This is a genomic window from Pseudomonas sp. BP8, from assembly GCF_017875955.1.
Taxonomy (GTDB): Bacteria; Pseudomonadota; Gammaproteobacteria; order Pseudomonadales; family Pseudomonadaceae; genus Aquipseudomonas.
Map to the genome: position 1 here is coordinate 5,189,283 of NZ_JAGINK010000001.1, position 18,761 is coordinate 5,208,043.

Annotated in this window: 15 protein-coding genes and 2 tRNA genes; 5 read left to right on the forward strand and 12 right to left on the reverse strand. The window is 63.7% G+C overall.

Annotated elements, in window-relative coordinates:
* The first annotated feature begins 474 nt into the window (after window positions 1-474).
* Window positions 475-1,167 carry a DUF1266 domain-containing protein gene (locus J3B00_RS22675; protein WP_209872264.1) on the forward strand — a complete coding sequence of 231 codons (693 nt, stop codon included), beginning with the start codon at window positions 475-477 and terminating at the stop codon, window positions 1,165-1,167.
* Entirely contained in the window at window positions 1,164-3,806 is a 2,643-nt protein-coding gene (locus J3B00_RS22680) for a J domain-containing protein (RefSeq protein WP_209872267.1), read from the forward strand. Before J3B00_RS22675 ends, J3B00_RS22680 begins: the two co-directional genes overlap by 4 nt.
* 30 nt (window positions 3,807-3,836) lie before the next feature.
* Here the strand turns inward: J3B00_RS22680 and J3B00_RS22685 are convergent, their stop codons facing one another.
* The 3 genes from J3B00_RS22685 to J3B00_RS22695 form a co-directional block, all read right to left on the reverse strand.
* Window positions 3,837-5,543, reverse strand: coding sequence for a molecular chaperone HscC (locus tag J3B00_RS22685; RefSeq protein ID WP_209872272.1), 1,707 nt, complete (start codon window positions 5,541-5,543; stop codon window positions 3,837-3,839).
* Between the two features lie 158 nt (window positions 5,544-5,701).
* A tRNA-Asp gene (locus J3B00_RS22690) sits at window positions 5,702-5,778 on the reverse strand.
* Between the two features lie 13 nt (window positions 5,779-5,791).
* Window positions 5,792-5,867: transfer RNA gene (locus J3B00_RS22695), tRNA-Val, on the reverse strand.
* Window positions 5,868-6,073: 206 nt separating this feature from the next.
* Between J3B00_RS22695 and rdgC the strand changes: the two genes are divergently transcribed.
* The 3 genes from rdgC (at window position 6,074) to sugE (ending at window position 8,619) form a co-directional block, all read left to right on the forward strand.
* Window positions 6,074-6,994, forward strand: coding sequence for a recombination-associated protein RdgC (gene rdgC / locus J3B00_RS22700; RefSeq protein WP_209872275.1), 921 nt, complete (start codon window positions 6,074-6,076; stop codon window positions 6,992-6,994).
* Between the two features lie 127 nt (window positions 6,995-7,121).
* Complete coding sequence (locus tag J3B00_RS22705; protein ID WP_209872278.1) at window positions 7,122-8,087, forward strand: bile acid:sodium symporter family protein; 966 nt, start codon at window positions 7,122-7,124, stop codon at window positions 8,085-8,087.
* A 214-nt stretch (window positions 8,088-8,301) separates the two neighbouring features.
* Entirely contained in the window at window positions 8,302-8,619 is a 318-nt protein-coding gene (gene sugE / locus J3B00_RS22710; protein ID WP_101321713.1) for a quaternary ammonium compound efflux SMR transporter SugE, read from the forward strand.
* Window positions 8,620-8,636: 17 nt separating this feature from the next.
* Here the strand turns inward: sugE and J3B00_RS22715 are convergent, their stop codons facing one another.
* From J3B00_RS22715 to J3B00_RS22755, 9 genes are all read right to left on the reverse strand, one after another.
* The gene (locus tag J3B00_RS22715; protein ID WP_209872280.1) at window positions 8,637-10,511 is read right to left on the reverse strand and encodes an MFS transporter; all 1,875 of its coding nucleotides are present in this window, start codon (window positions 10,509-10,511) and stop codon (window positions 8,637-8,639) included.
* A 440-nt stretch (window positions 10,512-10,951) separates the two neighbouring features.
* Window positions 10,952-11,797 (reverse strand): amidohydrolase family protein, encoded by an 846-nt coding sequence (locus J3B00_RS22720; protein WP_209875093.1) that lies wholly within the window; start codon window positions 11,795-11,797, stop codon window positions 10,952-10,954.
* A gap of 15 nt (window positions 11,798-11,812) precedes the next feature.
* The gene (locus J3B00_RS22725) at window positions 11,813-13,087 is read right to left on the reverse strand and encodes an MFS transporter (protein ID WP_209872283.1); all 1,275 of its coding nucleotides are present in this window, start codon (window positions 13,085-13,087) and stop codon (window positions 11,813-11,815) included.
* A 129-nt stretch (window positions 13,088-13,216) separates the two neighbouring features.
* Entirely contained in the window at window positions 13,217-13,948 is a 732-nt protein-coding gene (locus J3B00_RS22730) for a GntR family transcriptional regulator (RefSeq protein ID WP_209872287.1), read from the reverse strand.
* A 158-nt stretch (window positions 13,949-14,106) separates the two neighbouring features.
* The gene (locus J3B00_RS22735) at window positions 14,107-15,516 is read right to left on the reverse strand and encodes an amino acid permease (protein ID WP_209872290.1); all 1,410 of its coding nucleotides are present in this window, start codon (window positions 15,514-15,516) and stop codon (window positions 14,107-14,109) included.
* Between the two features lie 117 nt (window positions 15,517-15,633).
* Window positions 15,634-15,981, reverse strand: coding sequence for a RidA family protein (locus tag J3B00_RS22740; protein ID WP_209872293.1), 348 nt, complete (start codon window positions 15,979-15,981; stop codon window positions 15,634-15,636).
* Between the two features lie 44 nt (window positions 15,982-16,025).
* Window positions 16,026-16,742, reverse strand: coding sequence for an ABC transporter ATP-binding protein (locus J3B00_RS22745; protein ID WP_209872296.1), 717 nt, complete (start codon window positions 16,740-16,742; stop codon window positions 16,026-16,028).
* A complete protein-coding gene (locus J3B00_RS22750; protein WP_209872299.1) occupies window positions 16,739-17,512 on the reverse strand; it encodes an ABC transporter ATP-binding protein in 774 nt (257 codons plus the stop codon). Before J3B00_RS22750 ends, J3B00_RS22745 begins: the two co-directional genes overlap by 4 nt.
* Window positions 17,509-18,756, reverse strand: coding sequence for an ABC transporter ATP-binding protein (locus J3B00_RS22755; protein WP_209872302.1), 1,248 nt, complete (start codon window positions 18,754-18,756; stop codon window positions 17,509-17,511). The genes J3B00_RS22750 and J3B00_RS22755 overlap by 4 nt, the downstream gene beginning before the upstream one ends.
* Window positions 18,757-18,761 lie beyond the last annotated feature (5 nt).

Below are 18,761 nucleotides of genomic sequence, written 5' to 3' on the forward strand. Positions count from 1 at the left end.
TGCGCAGGGAGGTGGAGGCCATGGATGGCCGGAAAGCGCTGAGGCCCAGGATGGGCCGTACAGCGCGGTCCTCCCGGAGCAAGACCGGAGCGAGGGGACCCGTAGCGCAGCGCAGGGCCGGATGCAGGAGCAGGCGGTTTTTGGTTACTTTTTTCCAAGAAAAAAAGTGACCCGCCGTAAGGGCCATCCCTTTCAAGGTCTCTGCATTTTTATGAATTTTTCTTTGGTTGAGCTCGCCGGGGCCGCTGCGCGCCCCGGCGAGCTCACGCCAAGCGCAATTTCAGAACACCTTGAAAGGGATGGCCGTAAGGGCGGAAGGGGCCAGTAGCGCCCCCACATCAAATGGATAAGCCCACAATTCATAAGCCCGTCAGCCAGCCAGGCCAATATTGCCCGTCCAGCCCCCGCTCTCTACAATCCGCCTCAGCAACGCCGGCCGCCCCCCTTGAATTGCGCCGGCCCAGGAGCCGTCTCATGGAAGAAACCGCACAGCACTGGCTGCATGCCTTGTCTGCACCGATGGCCGCCCTCAACGGCGCCAGCTACACCGCCGCGGAGTACTTCGAAGGCGACGACCAGACCGACCTCGAGCGCTGGTGGGGCATCAGCAACCGCGCGCAGTTGCTGGACATGCTCGGCATGGCCGACAACGGCCATGCCACCGAACTCTCCGAAGCCTACTGGCAATTCCAGCGCTGCCTGCCCAGCGAGTGGCACACCCTGCTGCAAACCCTGCCTGAGCGCGAACGCATCAAGCATGAATTCGCCGCACACACCTTCCCCGACTGCGGCCCGGGCGGCACCCGCGCGTGGGACCTGGGACGGATGAGCTTTCTGCTGCGCGCTGGCCTGAAAAAGGCTTATATCACGGCCGACGAGAGCCTCTACCTGCACTATCGGCTGGCCCTGCGCGCACGCCACTACTACAACCGCTGGGACACCTACCTGGCCGGCTACGTGTTCGGCAAGGCGCTATGGAACGCCTCGGGCAGCAGCGACGATGCCCTCGCCGCCGAGCTCGAACGCCAAGGCAGTGATCACTGGAACCGCTGCATCCTGCTCAACCTGCGGCTCGGCGCCAGCGAGCTGCTGGCCAGCCTGCCGTGGGACATGGAACTACCCGAAGCGCAACGCCCCGCGTCGCTGGATGAGGATTGCTGGTCATGAGCTGCTGGATCCGCCTGGGCCTGGAACCTACCCAGGACCTCAACACCATCCGTCAGGCCTATCGCGGCCTGCTGCCCGCACATCACCCGGAAACCGACCCACAGGGTTTTCAGGCCCTGCGTGAGGCTTATGAAGAAGCCCTGCGCCTTGCCCGTGAGCAGGTGCCCAGCACGGCGCCGCAGCCCGAGCCCAGCGAAGACGTCGCGTCGCCGGCCCTGCTGGGCTTTCGCCGCTTGCTCGAAGAGCCCACCCTGCGCTTCGACCCGCAGGCCTGGCAGGCATACCTCGTCGAACTCGACGAACTGCCCCTCGACGAGCTGGATGAGCTGAACTGGCGTCTACTGCACGAACTGCGCAACTGCGGGCCGATCTCGCACCGCTGCGCCGGCCTGCTCGCCGAGCGCCTGGGCTGGGCCGAGCAACTGCTGCGCCTGAACGATCCGCACGAAGTGGAAGCCTTCCTCCAGCGCCTGGCAGAGCCCGACCCGTTCGATACGCAGCTGATGCGCGATTGGCCGCCTGCTGCGCAACTGGAGTCGCTGTGGTACTTCCGCAGCCTGGAGTACTGCTTCCGCCAGCGGCCGCTGTTCGAGTACGAGCAGTTTGCCGAGATCCACACCTGCCTGGCCTTCCCCGACGACGAGGCGCTGATCCAGCGTCTGCTGGTGCAGTTCAGCCAGGCCGGCATCGGCAGCCGGACCCTCTATGCGCGCCTGCTGGAGCAGGTTGAACAGGCTCCGGATGATCCCGACTTGCTGTTCCTGCTCGCCCGCCAAGCCGATGCGCTGGGCGCAGAACAGCAGGCGCTCGATTGCTGGCTGCGGCTGTGGCGCGAGCACCGCCACCCGCAGGCCGAACGCTGGCTGATCAACCTCTGCGCCCGCCATCAGCCGCAACGCCTGCCACTGCTGATTCAAGCGCTGGACCAGCAAAGCAGCCCCGCTGCCTGGCCAGACGACCTGCTCGACCCGGCCCAGGCCTGCGGCAGCCCGGCGCAGAGCCCGCAAACCCTGGCGCGCTGGCTGGAGGCCGCACGCCTGGAACTGGGCGGCATTGCGGCGACCTTCATCGACTGGCGGCTGGACGGCGACGACGAGCTGCCACTGCTCGCCTGGCTCCTTCAGGCACAACCCGAGCGCGAGCTGCATCGCCTGTACTGGCTGGCCTGGGCGCTGCAACGCGGTGAAGCCGAGCTGCTCCGTCTGGTGGTGGCCGAGCCGCCCGCCGAAGACGCCCTCGACGCCCTGATCATCGAAGGTTTCCGCCGTCAGGCCGCGCAACAGCTGCACTGGCTCGAGCACGCCCCGGTGGTGCGCGCGCTGGTGCAGTTCTGCGCCAGCGACGACCCCGCCGCTGCGCTGCCCGAAGCCTTGGCCGAAGAGAACAACCGGCCGCTGTGCCGCGAATGGCTGCGGCGCCTGCGGCTGTATCCGGCGCATGCCCTGCATGAGCTCAACTGCCAGTTCGACATGCGCCGCCTGTTCACCCGCCCGTTCGCCTTGCATGTGCAGGAAGCGCTGGCCGAACACGGCGCCCAGTTGCCGATGCCGAGCGACAGCCAGGCAATCTGGGCCTGGCACCGGCAACAGCTGTTCATGCTGGCCCTGTTCGACCAGCCGGCGCGTTGGCTGACGTTGATCGATGCGCAACTGCTCGGCCAGATCGACTACCCCAGCGAGCACCCCTTCGCCGCCCTGCAAGCGCAGCTGCAACAAGTATTGCAAGGCCCCGACGGCAGCAGTGGCGTGCTCGGCAGCCTGGATTACAGCAATCCGCTGCAGGGCTTGCTGGCCAGTCGGCTGTTGACCCTGCGTACCGCGATCGACAGCAGCCGCCTGCCCAGCGCCGGGCAATTGCTCGCCTGCCTAGAAAGCGAGCCGACCGTGCTCGACGACTATCCGCTGGGCAAGCTGCTGTTTTGCGCGGTGCTGTATCACGACCGCAGCCTGGATGAAGAACAACGCACCCGCCTGCGTAACCGTATCGAAGCGTTGTACATCGATGACTACTGGTACGAGCCGCTGCGCCGCGAACTGGTGGCAGGCAAGACCAAGCGGCCGAGCGCCGAGTTGCTGCAAAAGCAAGGGATTGCCAGCCGACCGTTCAATGATGCGCTGGATGCCCTGAACAGCCTGCTCAATGACTGCGCGCCACCCAAGACCCGCGTGTTGCGTGCACTGCAAAAGGCCAAGGACGATGTCGAGCTCGACCCCGGCCTGCGTTGCGCGATCATGGCCTTGCTGTCGTGGAGCGAACGTATGCTGGACAACGACTGCAAGCAACCGCCGGCGCAGTTCTGGGAGGTATGGAAGCTCAAGAGCCGGCTGAACCGGACCGGCTTTGCCCTGCACCTGGGCGCAACGGTCGCCTGCGGCAGCCTGATGCAGGCGGTGCCGGGGATAATCGTGGTGATGGGGCTGCTGTTGATCAGCGGTGTCCTGCGGCGCCTGCGCGACCTTGGCCAGGGGGTACCGACCTTGCTGGTGCTGCTGGTGGTCAGCCGACTACTCCCGGTGGTGCCGCTGGTGCTGCTGGGCCTGCCGGGAGATAAGCTGCCCAACCGTTACGGGGCGGTGCCGGGCACGAGCGCATCGCTCGAGGGTGGCCTGCAGGCAACGTTGCGGCGGATGAACCGTTAAACGCGGGGCTGCTCTGCAGCCCAAGCGGTATCAGTAACGCAGCTCATCCAGCGCCTGGCTCAACTGCTGGCGCTGACGACTGATATCGCCCGCCTGCTGCCCGGCCAGCACGCTGTTGAACGCATCCAGCCAGCTCCCGATCAATTCGCGCTCTTCGCCCAGGCTCTGCATCCAGGCCCGCTCCAGCCGCGCCAGCAGGGTACGGTTAGGCAACGCATCACGCGGATGGATCTTCAAACCTGACAGCCGTTCATGGCTGGCCTGTCGCGCTTGCTGATCAAGCCCGGTGGGGCTGCGGTCGATGCTGTGGCTGTGCTTGAGACCGGTCTCGAGGAAGGTGACGTCGACCTCGAGCAGGCCATTGATGTCGTAGCTGAAACGCACGTCCAGCGATTGGATCTGGCCGGTCGGCTGCAGCGGGATCTCGAAACTGTCGACCAGAATATTGTCGCGTACCCACGGCCGCTCGCCCTGGTACACCGCGATGCGCACCATCTTCTGCTCGGCATGGCTGCTGTAGAAGCGCTCGACCCGCGAGGTCGGGATCACCGTGTTGCGCTCGATGATCGGCGAAAACGCGCCGCTGTTGTCATCCCCACGCTGTGCGGCGATGCCCAAGGTGTATGGGCAGACATCGGTCAGGATCAACTCGTCGATCGCCGCGTCGCGGGCCTTGCAGGCGGCCTGGCTGGCCGCGCCGAGGGCAACGATGGTGTCCGGGTCCAGATGCCGGTACGGCAGGCGACCAAACAGCTTGGCCACCAGTTGCTGGATCTGCGGCATGCGCGTGGCGCCGCCAACCAGCACCAGGCTGTCGAGCTCCTTGGGGCTCAGGCGCGCATCACGCAGGGCCTGTTCGATCGGCGCGCGCACTCGCGCCAGCAATGGCGCCCAGATGCCCTGCAGCTTGAGTTCGTCGAGGGCCCATTGCCGGGCCTGGCCGTCACCGTTCCAGGTCAGCGTCCACTGGCCTTCGCCGAGGTCATGTTTGAACTGTTCGATGGCGTCATGCAGGCTGGCCAGCGCCTTGGTTTCAAGTGCTTCGGCCTTGAGCGACCAGTCGCGCAGGCACGCTTGCAGCAGCGCGTCGGTGAAATCTTCGCCACCCAGGTAGTTGTCGCCCGTCGAGGCATGCACCTCGATCAACGGCAAGGCGTACTCCAGCACGGTGACGTCGAAGGTGCCCCCGCCCAGATCGAACACCAGCGTGCGCTCGAACTTCTGCTCGTGCAGCCCATAGGCCATGGCCGCGGCAGTTGGCTCGTTGATCAGCCGCTGCACTTTGAGCCCGGCCAGTTCTGCGGCAAACACTGTGCGTTTGCGCTGCTCGTCACTGAAATAGGCCGGTACCGAGATCACTGCCTCGCTGACCGGGCAGCCCAGGTAGGCTTCGGCATCCTGCTTGAGCGCACCAAGGACCAAGGCGGAGAGTTCTTCCGCGCTGAAGCGATGCTCGCCCAGCTCGAAGCGCTTGTCGCTGCCCATGAAGCGCTTGAAAGCAGCGGCCGTGCGCAGCGGATGAGTCGTCAGGCGCGCCCGCGCGGCTTTGCCCACCAGAATGCTGCCGTCTTCATCGACGCTGACCACCGACGGCGTCAGCACCTCGCCCAGGGCGTTGGCGATCAGCTGCGCCTTGCCCTCCTGCCAGACGGCGATGAGGCTGTTGGTGGTGCCCAGGTCAATGCCGAGCAACGGCGTGGAGTGTGCGGGTGATTGAGCGCTACTGGCATCCTGCATGGTCGGTCTCTTGCTGACGATGAAGAGCCGGAGCAGAGCCTGCTGGCCGCTTCCGGCGGACAAGGGGCATTCTGACGCAATGACAGAAACAAAAAAAGCGACCCTAAGGTCGCTTTCTCTGTCGTTTCAAGGTGTTCAGTGGGCCTTGAAACTCAATATGGCGCAGCGGACGGGACTCGAACCCGCGACCCCCGGCGTGACAGGCCGGTATTCTAACCGACTGAACTACCGCTGCGCTATACATCGAGTGGTGGGTGATGACGGGATCGAACCGCCGACCCTCTGCTTGTAAGGCAGATGCTCTCCCGGCTGAGCTAATCACCCTTCGTCTCGGTGTGGCGCGCATTCTACGGAGGACGTACCACCCTGGCAAGCACTTTTTTCAAATAATTTTTCAGGGCTTTCAAGGACCTAGCGCAACCGGCCTTTTCTCTATTAATAAGTCGCTGATGGCCCTCTGACAGGGTTGGCCCGGCGGCACCACTCGGAGAATAATGCCCGCCTTATGCATTAAGGAGAGATCTACCCTCATGTGGTTCAAGAACCTGCTGACCTACCGCCTGACCCAGGAAGTCCCATTCGAGCCCGAGGCACTGGAAGCCGCCCTGGCCAGCAAGCCGGCCCGCCCCTGCGCCAGCCAGGAGCTGACCACCTACGGTTTCGTCGCGCCCTTCGGCAAAGGCGAAGATGCTCCCCTGGTGCACGTCAGCGGCGACTTCCTGCTGATTGCCGCACGCAAGGAAGAACGTATCCTGCCGAGCAGCGTGGTGAATGACGCTGTAAAGGAAAAGGTCGAAGAGATCGAGACCGAGCAGATGCGCAAGGTCTACAAGAAAGAGCGCGACCAGATCAAGGACGAGATCATCCAGGCGTTCCTGCCGCGGGCCTTTATCCGCCGCTCGATGATCTTTGCCGCCATCGCCCCACGCCTGGGCCTGATCCTGGTCAACTCGGCCAGCGCCAAGCGCGCCGAAGACCTGCTGTCGACCCTGCGTGAAGTGCTGGGCTCGCTGCCCGTGCGCCCGGTCACCGTCAAGACCGCGCCAAGCGCGACCATGACCGACTGGGTCAAGTCGCAGGCCGCTGCACAGGACTTCTATGTCCTCGACGAATGCGAGCTGCGTGACACCCACGAAGATGGCGGGATCGTCCGTTGCAAGCGTCAGGACCTGAAAAGCGACGAGATCCAGTTGCACCTGGGCACCGGCAAGGTCGTGACCCAACTGGCTCTGGCCTGGCAAGACAAGCTGTCGTTCGTGCTCGACGACAAGACGGTGATCAAACGCCTGAAATTCGAAGAGTTGCTGCAGGAGCAGGCTGAGCAGGATGGTGGTGAAGAGGCTCAGCAGCAGTTCGATGCGAGCTTCCTGTTGATGATGATGACCTTTACCGAGTTCTTGCCGGCGTTGTTTGAAGCGCTGGGTGGTGAAGAGATTCCGCAAGGGGTCTGATCACTTCCTGCTCTATAAGCAGTAGCATCTCAGGGGCCGCTTGGCAGCCCTTCGCGGTTAAACCCGCGAAGGGTCGCCAAGCGGCCCCACATTTGTCCGTCCCTATAAAAGAACAAGGACCTGCCCCATGCGTGCCCTCGCCGCCCTCAGCCGCTTCGTCGGCAACACCTTCGCCATCTGGGTGCTGGTGTTTGCCTGCCTGGCCTTCCTTCAGCCGCAGTGGTTCATCGCCTTGAAGGTGGCCATCGTGCCGCTGCTCGGCCTGGTGATGTTCGGCATGGGCTTGACCCTCAAGCTCGATGACTTCGCCGCCCTCGCCCGCCAACCTTGGCGAGTCGCGCTGGGCGTGGTGGCGCACTTCGTGATCATGCCGGGCATGGCCTGGTTGCTGTGTCAGGTGTTTCACCTGCCAGCGGAGATCGCCGTGGGCGTGATCCTGGTCGGCTGCTGCCCAAGCGGCACCGCCTCGAACGTGATGGTCTGGCTGTCCAAGGGCGACCTCGCCTTGGCGGTGGCCATCGCTGCGGTCACTACGCTGCTGGCGCCGTTGCTGACGTCGACGTTGATCTGGTTCCTGGCTTCGGCCTGGCTGCCGGTATCGTTCATGGACATGTTCTGGTCGATCCTGCAGTTGGTGATGTTGCCGATCGTGCTGGGCGTGCTCGCCCAGCGGCTGTTGGGTGCACGGGTACAGATGGCAGTGCAGGTGCTGCCGCTGGTGTCGGTGGTGAGCATCGTGATGATCGTCTGCGCAGTGGTCGCGGCCAGCCAGGCGAAAATTGCCGAGTCGGGCCTGCTGATCATGGCGGTGGTGATCCTGCACAACAGCTTTGGCTACTTGCTGGGCTACATGACCGGCAAGCTGTGCAAGCTGCCGCTGGCGCAGCGCAAGTCGTTGGCGCTGGAGGTCGGCATGCAGAACTCGGGGCTCGGCGCGGCGCTGGCTGCGGCGCATTTTTCGCCGCTGGCGGCAGTGCCGAGCGCGCTGTTCAGTGTCTGGCACAACATCTCTGGGGCGTTGCTGTCGACCTGGTTCCGGCGCATGGAAGAGCCGACCGAGCAGGCATCTGCGTCGGCGACTGACGCACGTTAAGTAGCGGTAGTGACGGCCTCTTCGCGGGGCAAGCCCGCTCCTACAGGTTTTGTGAACGCCTCGGAACTTGTCGGCCCTGACTCACCACGCGTGCGCACCTTGCCTTGAACAGGACAATTGTGCAGTATAGTGCGCACTGTGAGGACGACCTCACGACGCAGCGCGTGACCACCCAGGGGACGGCCCCATCATTGAAACGATGGAGACTCACACAATGTCCTGGATCATCCTGTTCTTCGCCGGCCTGTTCGAAGTGGGCTGGGCGGTAGGCCTGAAGTACACCGACGGCTTCACCCGGCCACTGCCAACGGTACTCACCGTCGGCGCCATGGTCATCAGCCTCGGCCTGCTCGGCCTGGCCATGAAGGAGCTGCCGCTGGGCACTGCCTACGCCATCTGGACCGGGGTCGGCGCAGTCGGCACGGTAATCGCCGGGATCATCCTGTTCGGCGAATCGATGGCCTTGATTCGCCTGCTCAGCGTTGCCCTGATCATCACTGGCCTGGTCGGCCTGAAGGTCAGCGCCAGCTGACCCTCCCCCCAGCACCTTTAACGCAAATCGCCGCGCAGGGCACTGACCTGCGCGCGCAAGGCGTCTGGCTGCGCCGCCTCCACCGGAATCGCGGCGCCAGCGACGATGGTCACCCGTGACCACAAGCGCTTGAACACCCCCTTGTCCGGGTCGCGACTGAAGAAGCTACCCCACAAACCCTGCAACGCCAGCGGAATCACCGGTACCGGGGTTTCCTCGAGAATCCGCTTGACCCCACCCTTGAATTCATCGATCTCGCCATCGGCGGTCAGCTTGCCCTCGGGGAAGATACATACCACTTCGCCCGCCGCCAGGGCCTGGGCGATGCGCGCGAAGGCTCGCTGGTAGATGGCTTCATCTTCGCTGCGCCCGGCAATCGGGATCGCCCCGGCAGTGCGGAAGACGAAGTTGAGCACTGGCAGGTTGTAGATCTTGTAGTACATGACGAAACGGATCGGCCGCCGTATCGCCCCGCCGATCAGCAACGCATCGACAAACGAGACGTGGTTGCACACCAGCAACGCTGCGCCTTCGTCCGGGATGCGCTGCAGGTCGCGGTGCTCGACGCGGTACATCGAGTGGCTGAGCAGCCAGATCAGGAAGCGCATGGTGAACTCAGGCACGATGCTGAAGATATACGCGTTGACGGCAATGTTCAGCAGCGACACCACCAGGAACAGCTGCGGAATGCTCAGCTCGGCGAGGCTCAACAGGACGATGGTGACAATCGCCGAGACCACCATGAACAATGCATTGAGGATGTTGTTGGCGGCAATCACCCGGGCCCGCTCACCCTCGGCGGTACGCGCCTGGATCAGCGCGTACAGCGGCACGATATAGAAGCCGCCAAACACCCCAAGGCCAACAATCGACAGCAGGATCCACCAGGCCTGGTGCATCCCCAGCAAGGCCAGCCAGTCATGCGCGACGGCCGCCGCCGGCACGTCACCGGAATGCCACCACCAGAGCAGGCCGAACAGGGTCAGGCCAAACGAGCCGAACGGCACCAGGCCGATCTCCACCTTGCGCCCGCTGAGCCGTTCGCACAGCAGCGAGCCAACCGCGATCCCTACCGAAAACAGGGTCAGCACCAGGGTGACCACGGTTTCATCGCCATGCAGCCAGTCTTTGGCGTAGGCGGGAATCTGGGTGAGGTAGATCGCACCGACAAACCAGAACCACGAGTTGCCGACGATCGAGCGCGAGACCGCCGGGGTCTGCCCCAGGCCCAGGCGCAGGGTCAGCCAGGACTGCTTGAAGATGTTCCAGTCGAGCTTCATCTGCGGTGCCACTGCAGCGGCACGCGGGATCCAGCGACTGGCCAGGTAGCCCAGCACGGCGGTGCCGACAATGCCTCCAGCCACCACCGTGGCATAGCTGGACGAGGACATCATCACCCCGGCGCCGATGGTCCCGGCCAGGATCGCCAAGAACGTGCCCATCTCGACCAGGCCGTTGCCGCCCACCAATTCTTCTTCACGCAGGGCCTGCGGCAGGATCGAATACTTGACCGGGCCGAACAGCGCCGAGTGGGTGCCCATGGCGAACAGCGTCAGCAACATCAGCTCGAGGTGGTTGGTGACGAAGCCCACCGCGCCGATGGCCATGATGACCACCTCGGCCAGCTTGATCGCGCGGATCAGCGCGTCCTTGGCGAACTTTTCGCCGAACTGCCCGGCCAGCGCCGAAAACAGGAAAAACGGCAGGATGAACAGCAGCGCGCACAGGTTGACCCAGATCGAGCGATCACCTTCCAGGCTCAGCTTGTACAGGATCGCCAGGATCAGCGATTGCTTGAACAGGTTGTCGTTAAAGGCCCCCAGCGACTGGGTGATGAAAAACGGCAAGAAGCGCCGCTTGCCGAGCAGGCTGAATTGCGAGGGATGGCTCATCGTCCGTGCACCTTGGAAACACCTCAAAAGGCTTTGTCATTGGAGGCACGCCAGACGCGCCAGGCCACAAATCTGCACGCGAAGGGCGACTGCTGGCAAGTCGGGCGACAAACGCCGCAGCCATTGATAGCTAACTGACATTGTTTTCATAAAGGGCGCCAGTCAGCAGACCTCGGCGTCCAGCGTGGAGCTGGCGCGGCTCGGTGGGTAGTTGCAGGCGATGATCAGCCGGTTCAGGTTCTGATCAGTGTTGAAGTCACCGGTCTCCTCGCGGTGACCTCAAAACTGCCGGGCAGTTGAGAAACACATTGCCTGTACTGACGCATCGCGGGTTGTAAGCCCGCTCCCACAGGGTTCTGTGCAAGGCCCATAATTGGGGCTTCACCGAGAACCCTGTAGGAGCGGGCTTGCCCCGCGAAAGCGTCAGTTCAGCCAGCCAATCACTCGAAGCCGAACAACGCCTGCGCAGTCTCCACCAACAGCGCCCGACGCAACGGCGCCGAACACTCCAGCGTCGCAAACTGCTCCAGCGCCCCGGCAAAACTCAGCGCCGCTTCATGCTGGGTATGCGGCCAATCACTCCCCCACATCAGCCGCCCTGCCCCGTAATGCTCCTCGAGCCCACGCAACGCCTCACGGGCAAACGCCAGGTTCTGCTCGGGCGAGCCCTCCAGCCGATAGATGCCCGACACCTTGACCCAGACATTGCCCTGCGCGCCCAGCGCCAGCAGTTCGCGCATGCCGGGCTGATCCAGCCCCAGGCGTGCATCCGGCCGGCCAAAATGGTCGACCACGATATCCAGCCCGAACGGCTGCAAAGCACGCACCAACGCCGGCACATCGGCTACCTGACGATGCAGTTCGAGGTGCCAGCCCTGCTCGCCGATACGTTCCAGCAACGGCCGCCACTCGGCCGCACGCAGGTCCGGCAGGCCAGCCTGGCCCATCAGGTTCAGACGCACCCCGCGCACCCCCAGGCGGGCCATCTCGTCGAGGGTCTCGCGCTCGACCTGCGGGTCGAGCATCACCACCCCGCGCAGTTGCCCAGGCGCGCTCTGCAGCGCGCTGAGCAGGTAACCGTTGTCGGTGCCGAGAAAACTCGGCTGAACCAGCACACCATGGCTGAAACCCTGTTGCTGCAACTGGGCCAGGTAATCGCCCAGCGGCGCGTCATAGGCCGGCGCGTAACGGCGCTCGGCCGCAAGCTCAAGGCCACGGCTGAAGACGTGGGCGTGGCTGTCGATGGCACTTGGGGTAGGAGCGGGGACGTCGAGCATGGTTCTCATCATGATCAGTAAAGGTTACTTGACCAGGGCAGCAGTAGGCTGCGCCGCAGGTTCAGCCTCGAGGCTGCGGCCGCGGGTTTCCGGCAGGCACAGGGCGGCGATCACGGCGACGCCGTAGGCGATCCCGGCGTCGATGCCGATGGCACTGCCCAGCGACATCGACTCACTCATGTGGCCCACCAGGAACGGGAACACCGCCGACAGCACGCGACCGAAGTTGTAGCAGAAGCCTACCCCGGCACCACGCACATCGGCCGGATACAGCTCATTGAAGAACGCCCCGAGGCTGGCCGGAATACCGGCGGCGAAGAAGCCCAGCGGGAAGCCGAGGAAGAGCATCTGGGTATTGCTCAGCGGGAAGAACACATACGCCTGCACGGTCACCACGCAGCAGATGGCGAACAGCAGGATGTTCTTGCGCCGGCCGATCCGGTCGATCAGCAGGCCGCTGACCACGCAGCCGCACCAGAAGGCCAGGATGATCACCGCCAGGTAGCCACCGGAGTTGAGCACCGACAGGTTGCGCTCGGTCTTGAGGAAGGTCGGCAGCCAGGTCATCACCGCGTGGTAACCGCCGTGGGCGCCCAGCCCCAGCAGGCCGCCAAGCAGGGTGACGCGCAGCAGCTCGGGGCGAAAGATCCCCGACATCGACTTGAAGAAGCTGACCGGGGCGGCCTTTTCCTTCTGCATCCGCTGGAAGCTGTCCGGCTCGGGCACATTGCGCCGTACCCAGATGATCATCAGCGACGGCAGCAGGCCGACGAAGAACATCACCCGCCAGGCGAACTCCTGCGGCACCAGCGAGTAGATCAGGGTGAACAGCGCTACCGCCAGGCCCCAGCCGACCGCCCAGGCGCTCTGCACCGTACCCATCACCTTGCCGCGGTATTTCGGGTTGATGGTCTCGGCCATCAGGACCGCGCCGGCCGCCCACTCGCCGCCAATGCCGAAGCCTTGCATGGCCTTGACGAACAGCAACGGGTAGAAGCCGGTGACAAAGGCCGAGAGAAAGGTGAAGAAGGAGAACCAGAGGATCATCCACTGCAGGGTGCGTACCCGCCCATAGCGGTCGGAGAGCGTGCCGCCGACCCAGCCGCCGATGGCCGAGGTGACCAGGGTCAGGCCGCTGATCAGGCCGGCATCGCCCTTGGTCAGGGCAAAGGCGGCGATCAGCGCGGGGATGGCCAGGCCGAACATCTGCACTTCGAGGGCGTCGAGCGACCAGCCACCGAAGCAGGCCCAGAACGTCTTGCGCTCCCGTGAAGTGATCTGACGATACCAGCTGAACATGATGGTTATCCTTCTAATTGTGTGGGTGTCAGCCGGGCGCACCGAGGCTTCTGGCACGCATCGACCGGGCAGGCGCCGCCGCAGCGGCGTGCGAGCACGGCGCTGGGCGTCACCAGGCAGAACGCGTTATCAGCGAATATCGATGCGGTAGCGGAAGTGCTGGGCATGCCCACGCGAACGGCGCCATTCCAGCGGCTTGCCGGCGTAATCGCGGGCCAGCCGCTCGATCACCACCACCGGGCTTGCCTCGGGCAACTGCAGCAAGCGGCCGTGCACGGCATCGACCGCCTCGGCGGTGAGGCTTTCTTCTGCACTGGCGACGACCTGCCCGCACAGTTCTTCATAGATCGGATAGAGCAGCGGGCCTTTGCGATCGAGGTCGACCTCAAGCAGTGGCTGGAACAGCTGGCGTGGCAGCCAGATGTCCTCGGCAAGCACTGGCTGGGCACCGATCAGTCGCAACCGGACGATGCGGATCACCTCGGAATGCGGCGCCAGGCCGAGTGCTTCGGCGACGGCCGAAGGGGCTGGCAGGGGCTCGATCGAGAGGATGCGGCTTTCGGGCAGCACGCGCTCGCCATTGACCGACTCGAAGCGGAAGAAGCGGAACAGCGACGACTGGAATTGCGGGCGACGAATGAAGGTACCGCGCCCTTGCTGACGCTCCAGTACGCCTTCGGCGACCAGGGCATCGACCGCCTTGCGCACGGTGCCTACCGACAGGTCGTACTCGGTCGCCAGCGCGGCCTCAGTGGGGATCGCCTCACCTGGGCGCCAGCGGTTGTTGGCGATTTGTTCGAGCAGATGATCGCGCAGTTGCTGGTAACGGGGCAGACGCGCATCGGCGGACAGCAAGGTCATGGCGGCTTCTCTTGTTATATAAACATCTATATGAATTTTTCGAGATTATTCGCCTTGGCTGAAAGCATGTCAATCCTCCGCCTGTCTGTTGCTTGCCTCATTGCCGGTCCGTAATACAGTGGGGGCCGCAAGCGGCCCCCACTGTACGCAAGCCTGAGTTAGCTGGCCTTACCGTATGCCATGGAAGCGCGGCGCTCCCTGCCAGCACCCAGACATTTGCGCACGACATAGATCAGCACGACGAACAGCGACAAACCCGCCGTCATCAGCGTCTGATACCGATACGCCTCAGTGAACAGCATGTACCCCAGCACCAAGGTGATCGTGACAATCACGCCCCAGGTCAGTCCAGGGAACAGCCACATCTTGAACGCCAGCTCTACCCCATCGCGCTCAGCACGTGCGCGCATGCGTAGCTGCGAAATCGAGATGACCAGGTACACCAGCAGGGCCAGGGCGCCTGTGGTCGACAGCAGGAAACTGAACACTTTGCCCGGGAACAGGTAGTTGAGCAGGCAACCGGCAAAACCCGCCAACGTGGAAAGCAGCACGGCCACCACCGGCACACCATTGCTGGAGACGCTGCGGGTAATCGGCAAGGCCTCACCCCTGTCGCCCAGCGAGTAGAGCATCCGTGAAGCGGTATACAGGCCCGAGTTCATGCAGCTTGTGACCGCCACCAGCACCACCAGGTCGACGATGACCTTCGCCCCCGGCACGTTCAGCACTTCCAGTACCCGCTGGAACGACCCCACCTGCAACAGGCGCGGATCGTCCCAGGCCACCAGCGACACCACGAGGAAGATCGACAGCAGGTAAAAAATGCCGATGCGATACACCACGAGGTTGGTGGCACGTCGGATCTTCGCTTGTGGATTGGCCGTTTCTCCCGCAGCAATGGTCACCACTTCGGCGCCGAAAAACGAGAAAATGGTGATCAGCACCCCGCCCAGTACCGCACCCCAGCCATTGGGCACGAAGCCGCCAGCGGACCACAGACGCTCAACCCCGCCCGCCTCGGCCAGCGGCCATACGCCCAGTACCGCCATGCCACCTATACCGATGAAGGCGATGATCGCCACCACCTTGATCAGAGCGAACCAGAACTCGAACTCACCGAAGTTCTTCACACTGACCAGATTGCTGCCGGCCAGCAATGCCATGATCAGGAAGGCGAACAGCCAGGAAGGCACCGCCGGGAAATAACTGTGCAGAATATCGCCGCCGGCGATGGCCTCGACGGGAATGATCAGCACCCAGAACCACCAGTACAGCCAGCCGATGGAGAAGCCCGCCCACGGCCCGATAGCCTCACCAGCGTAGGTCGAGAACGAGCCGCTGTTGGGGTTGGCCACGGCCATCTCGCCGAGCATGCGCATCACCAGCAGCACCAGCACGCCGGTCATCGCGTACGACACCAGGATCGCCGGCCCTGCGGCGGCAATCGCATTGGAAGAGCCAATGAACAGGCCGGCGCCAATGATGCCGGCGATGGAAATCATCGAGACCTGACGCGAGGTCAGGCCATGTTGCAGGGAACCGTGTGGGTTCGGTGGGGACGACGTCATCTGAAACCTTCGATCAACCTGACCGTGGCACTGGCCACGACAGGTTTTCTTGTGATTGTTTTCGGTACGACCCAGAGGATCGTGTTCGGTGCGAACACGCCTGGCCCAACGCGGTGGTCAGACCGCCGCGGTGATGATGATTTCCACCAGCATGCCGGGCTTGGCCAGACGCGCCTGCCCGGTCGAGCGTGCCGGGGCATGCGCCTTCAGCAACCAGGCGTCCCACACCCGATTGACGTCCTCGAAGTCCCTGAGGTCGTCAAGCCACAGCAAGGCATTGAGGACCTTGCTTTTATCACTCCCCGCCAGCGCCAGCAGGCGATCGATCTTGTCGAGCACCTCCCGGGTCTGCGCCGCAGCGGACTCTCCTGGAGTCCCCACCTGCCCGGTCAGATACACCACACCGTTATGTTTGACGACATGGTGGACCCGCGTATCAAACTCCAACCGATCAATATCACTCACAGCACACTCCCTCAGTCTTGAAATTCACACCCGATTTGATGGTGTCATTCGCCCAGGTAGGCTTTCTGTACCTGCTTGTCGTGCAGCAGGTCCTGGCTGGCGCCACTCAGGGCGATACGGCCAGAGTCGATCACGTAAGCGCGGTCACAGGTCTGCAGCGCCAGGCGGGCGTTCTGCTCCACCAGCAGCAGGGTCACGCCGCCCTTGACCACCTCGCGGATGGTCTCGAAGATCTTCTGCACGATGATCGGCGCCAGGCCCATCGACGGCTCGTCCAGCAACAGCAGCTTTGGCTTGCCCATCAGCGCGCGGGAGATCGCCAGCATCTGCTGCTCGCCGCCGGACATGGTTCCGGCCAACTGATACGCCCGCTCCTTGAGCCGCGGGAAGATGCCGTACATGCGCTCGATATCGGCGCCGATCGCGTCCTTGCCGTCGCGCCGGGTAAAGGCGCCCATCTCGAGGTTCTCGTGAACCGTCAGCTTGGGGAAGATGCCGCGCCCCTCGGGCACCAGCGCCAGGCCTTCGCGGATCAGGTCATAGCTCTTGATTGCCGCGTGCGCCTTGCCAGCAAAGGTGATCTGCCCGGCGCTGGGTTTGAGCAGGCCGGCCAAGGTCTTCAAGGTGGTGGTCTTGCCAGCGCCGTTGGCCCCGATCAGGGCGACCATTTCGCCTTCGCCCACGCTCAGGTCGATGCCCTTGATCGCCTGGATGGCGCCGTAGGACACCTTCAGGTCATTCACTTGCAGGATGCTCTTCATGCTACTGCCTCCGCGCCGAGGTAAGCCTCGATCACCTTGGGGTCCTTGCGTACATCGGCCGGCAGGCCGTCGGCGATCTTGCGGCCAAACTCCAGCACGGTGATGTGATCACACAGGCCCATCACCAGCTTGACGTCGTGCTCGATCAACAGCACGGTCTTGCCGTCTGCCTGCATCTTGCACATGAGTTTGCGCAGGCCCTCGGTTTCAGAGGCGTTCATGCCCGCAGCCGGTTCGTCGAGGGCAATCAACAGCGGCTCGGTGGCCAGCGAGCGGGCGATTTCCAGGCGGCGCTGGTCGCCGTAGGAGAGGTTCTTGGCAAGCTCGCCGCTCAGGTGCCCAATGCCCACATAGTCCAGCCAGTGGCGCGCCGCCTGGTGGATCTCGCGCTCTTCACGTACGCAGCCGGGGGTACGCAGGATGGCCCCGAACACACCGCTGCGAGTGCGCACGTGGCGGCCGATCATGACGTTCTCCAGGGCGGTCATGTTGTGGAACAGGCGGATATTCTGGAAGGTACGAGAGATACCCGCCTCCACTACCTTGTGCGGCTTGCTGATCAGCAGCGGCTGGCCGTTGAACATCACCCGCCCCTGCTCGGCCCGGTACAGCCCGGTGAGGACGTTGAACAAGGTGGTCTTGCCCGCGCCGTTGGGGCCGAGCAAACCGCGGATCTCGCCCCGGCGGATACTCAGGTCGATGCCGTGCAAGGCCTGCAGGCCGCCGAAGAACTTACTCACCTGGTGCAGCTCAAGAAGGATGTCGCTCATGCCTTGTCCGCCTCTTTGGCCGGGTACTCGAAGGATGCTTCGGTGGCCGGTGCGTGCACGGAAATCGTCAGCTCCGCGGCGGCAGCCGCAGGCTCCGGGTCGCTGTCATGCAGCTCGGCACGGCGCCGGCTGGACGGCCACAGGCCTTCCGGACGGAACCGCATGACCAGAATCAGCGCCAGGCCGAATACCAGCATGCGCAAGGTCGAAGCATCCAGGACGTTGCGCAGGATGTCGCGACTGATAAAGGTGACGTTGTCCATCACCCACGGCTGGATCCAGTTGACCAGGTCGCGGAACAGCTCAGGCATCACCGACAGGATCAACGCCCCGAGCACCACGCCACGGATCGAACCCATGCCGCCGAGCACCACCATGGCCAGAACCATGATCGACTCCATCAGGGTGAACGACTCCGGACTGACAAAGCCCTGGTAGCTGGAAAACAGCACACCGGAAACGCCGCCGAACGTCGCGCCCATGGCGAACGCCAGCAACTTAAGGTTGCGCTTGTTCAGGCCCATGGCCTCGGCAGCCACCTCGTCCTCGCGCAGGGCCATCCAGGCCCGGCCGATCCTCGATACTTCGAGGCGTTTGGACATGACTATGGCCAGAATGACGACCGCCAGGAAGAACAGGTAATAGCTGATCACCGGCGACACCTGCAGGCCAAACAGACTCCAGCTCTGTTGCAGCGACAGCAGCGGCGCCGTGCCCTCGCCCACCGCGTGCATCCATGGCCCGCCGTCGACGTGCAGCGGGGCGATGTTGCTGATGCCTTGGGGGCCGTTGGTGAGGTTCACAGGCTGGTCGAGGTTGTTCATGAAAATGCGGATGATTTCGCCGAAGCCGAGGGTGACGATCGCCAGGTAGTCACCGCGCAGCTTGAGCACCGGCGCACCGATCAGCACCCCGCAGATCGCCGCCGCCACCGCCGCCAGTGGGATGATCATCCACAGCGGCCAGTCCAGCACGCCGCTTACCAGCCCGGCCATGTGCAAGTGCGGCGAAGCGAGCAAGGCGTACAGGTACGCGCCAATCGCGTAGAAGCCGATATAGCCCATGTCGAGCAGGCCGGCGTAGCCGATCACGATGTTCAGGCCTAGAGCCAGCAGCACGTAGAGCATGGCAAAACCGAGGATGCGCACCCAGGTCGGGCCAAGCATTGGGATAGCTTCGATCAGGAACGGCAAGGCGACAAAAGCGAGAATCAACAGCAGGTACTGGGTCTTGAGGTTTTTCATCGCGC

Excerpts from the sequence above, each read along its gene's own strand:
- J3B00_RS22675 (WP_209872264.1), top strand. The coding sequence starts at position 475 with ATGGAAGAAACCGCACAGCACTGGCTGCATGCCTTGTCTGCACCGATG.
- J3B00_RS22680 (WP_209872267.1), top strand. The coding sequence starts at position 1,164 with ATGAGCTGCTGGATCCGCCTGGGCCTGGAACCTACCCAGGACCTCAAC.
- J3B00_RS22685 (WP_209872272.1), bottom strand. The coding sequence starts at position 5,543 with ATGCAGGATGCCAGTAGCGCTCAATCACCCGCACACTCCACGCCGTTG.
- rdgC (WP_209872275.1), top strand. The coding sequence starts at position 6,074 with ATGTGGTTCAAGAACCTGCTGACCTACCGCCTGACCCAGGAAGTCCCA.
- J3B00_RS22705 (WP_209872278.1), top strand. The coding sequence starts at position 7,122 with ATGCGTGCCCTCGCCGCCCTCAGCCGCTTCGTCGGCAACACCTTCGCC.
- sugE (WP_101321713.1), top strand. The coding sequence starts at position 8,302 with ATGTCCTGGATCATCCTGTTCTTCGCCGGCCTGTTCGAAGTGGGCTGG.
- J3B00_RS22715 (WP_209872280.1), bottom strand. The coding sequence starts at position 10,511 with ATGAGCCATCCCTCGCAATTCAGCCTGCTCGGCAAGCGGCGCTTCTTG.
- J3B00_RS22720 (WP_209875093.1), bottom strand. The coding sequence starts at position 11,797 with ATGAGAACCATGCTCGACGTCCCCGCTCCTACCCCAAGTGCCATCGAC.
- J3B00_RS22725 (WP_209872283.1), bottom strand. The coding sequence starts at position 13,087 with ATGTTCAGCTGGTATCGTCAGATCACTTCACGGGAGCGCAAGACGTTC.
- J3B00_RS22730 (WP_209872287.1), bottom strand. The coding sequence starts at position 13,948 with ATGACCTTGCTGTCCGCCGATGCGCGTCTGCCCCGTTACCAGCAACTG.
- J3B00_RS22735 (WP_209872290.1), bottom strand. The coding sequence starts at position 15,516 with ATGACGTCGTCCCCACCGAACCCACACGGTTCCCTGCAACATGGCCTG.
- J3B00_RS22745 (WP_209872296.1), bottom strand. The coding sequence starts at position 16,742 with ATGAAGAGCATCCTGCAAGTGAATGACCTGAAGGTGTCCTACGGCGCC.
- J3B00_RS22750 (WP_209872299.1), bottom strand. The coding sequence starts at position 17,512 with ATGAGCGACATCCTTCTTGAGCTGCACCAGGTGAGTAAGTTCTTCGGC.
- J3B00_RS22755 (WP_209872302.1), bottom strand. The coding sequence starts at position 18,756 with ATGAAAAACCTCAAGACCCAGTACCTGCTGTTGATTCTCGCTTTTGTC.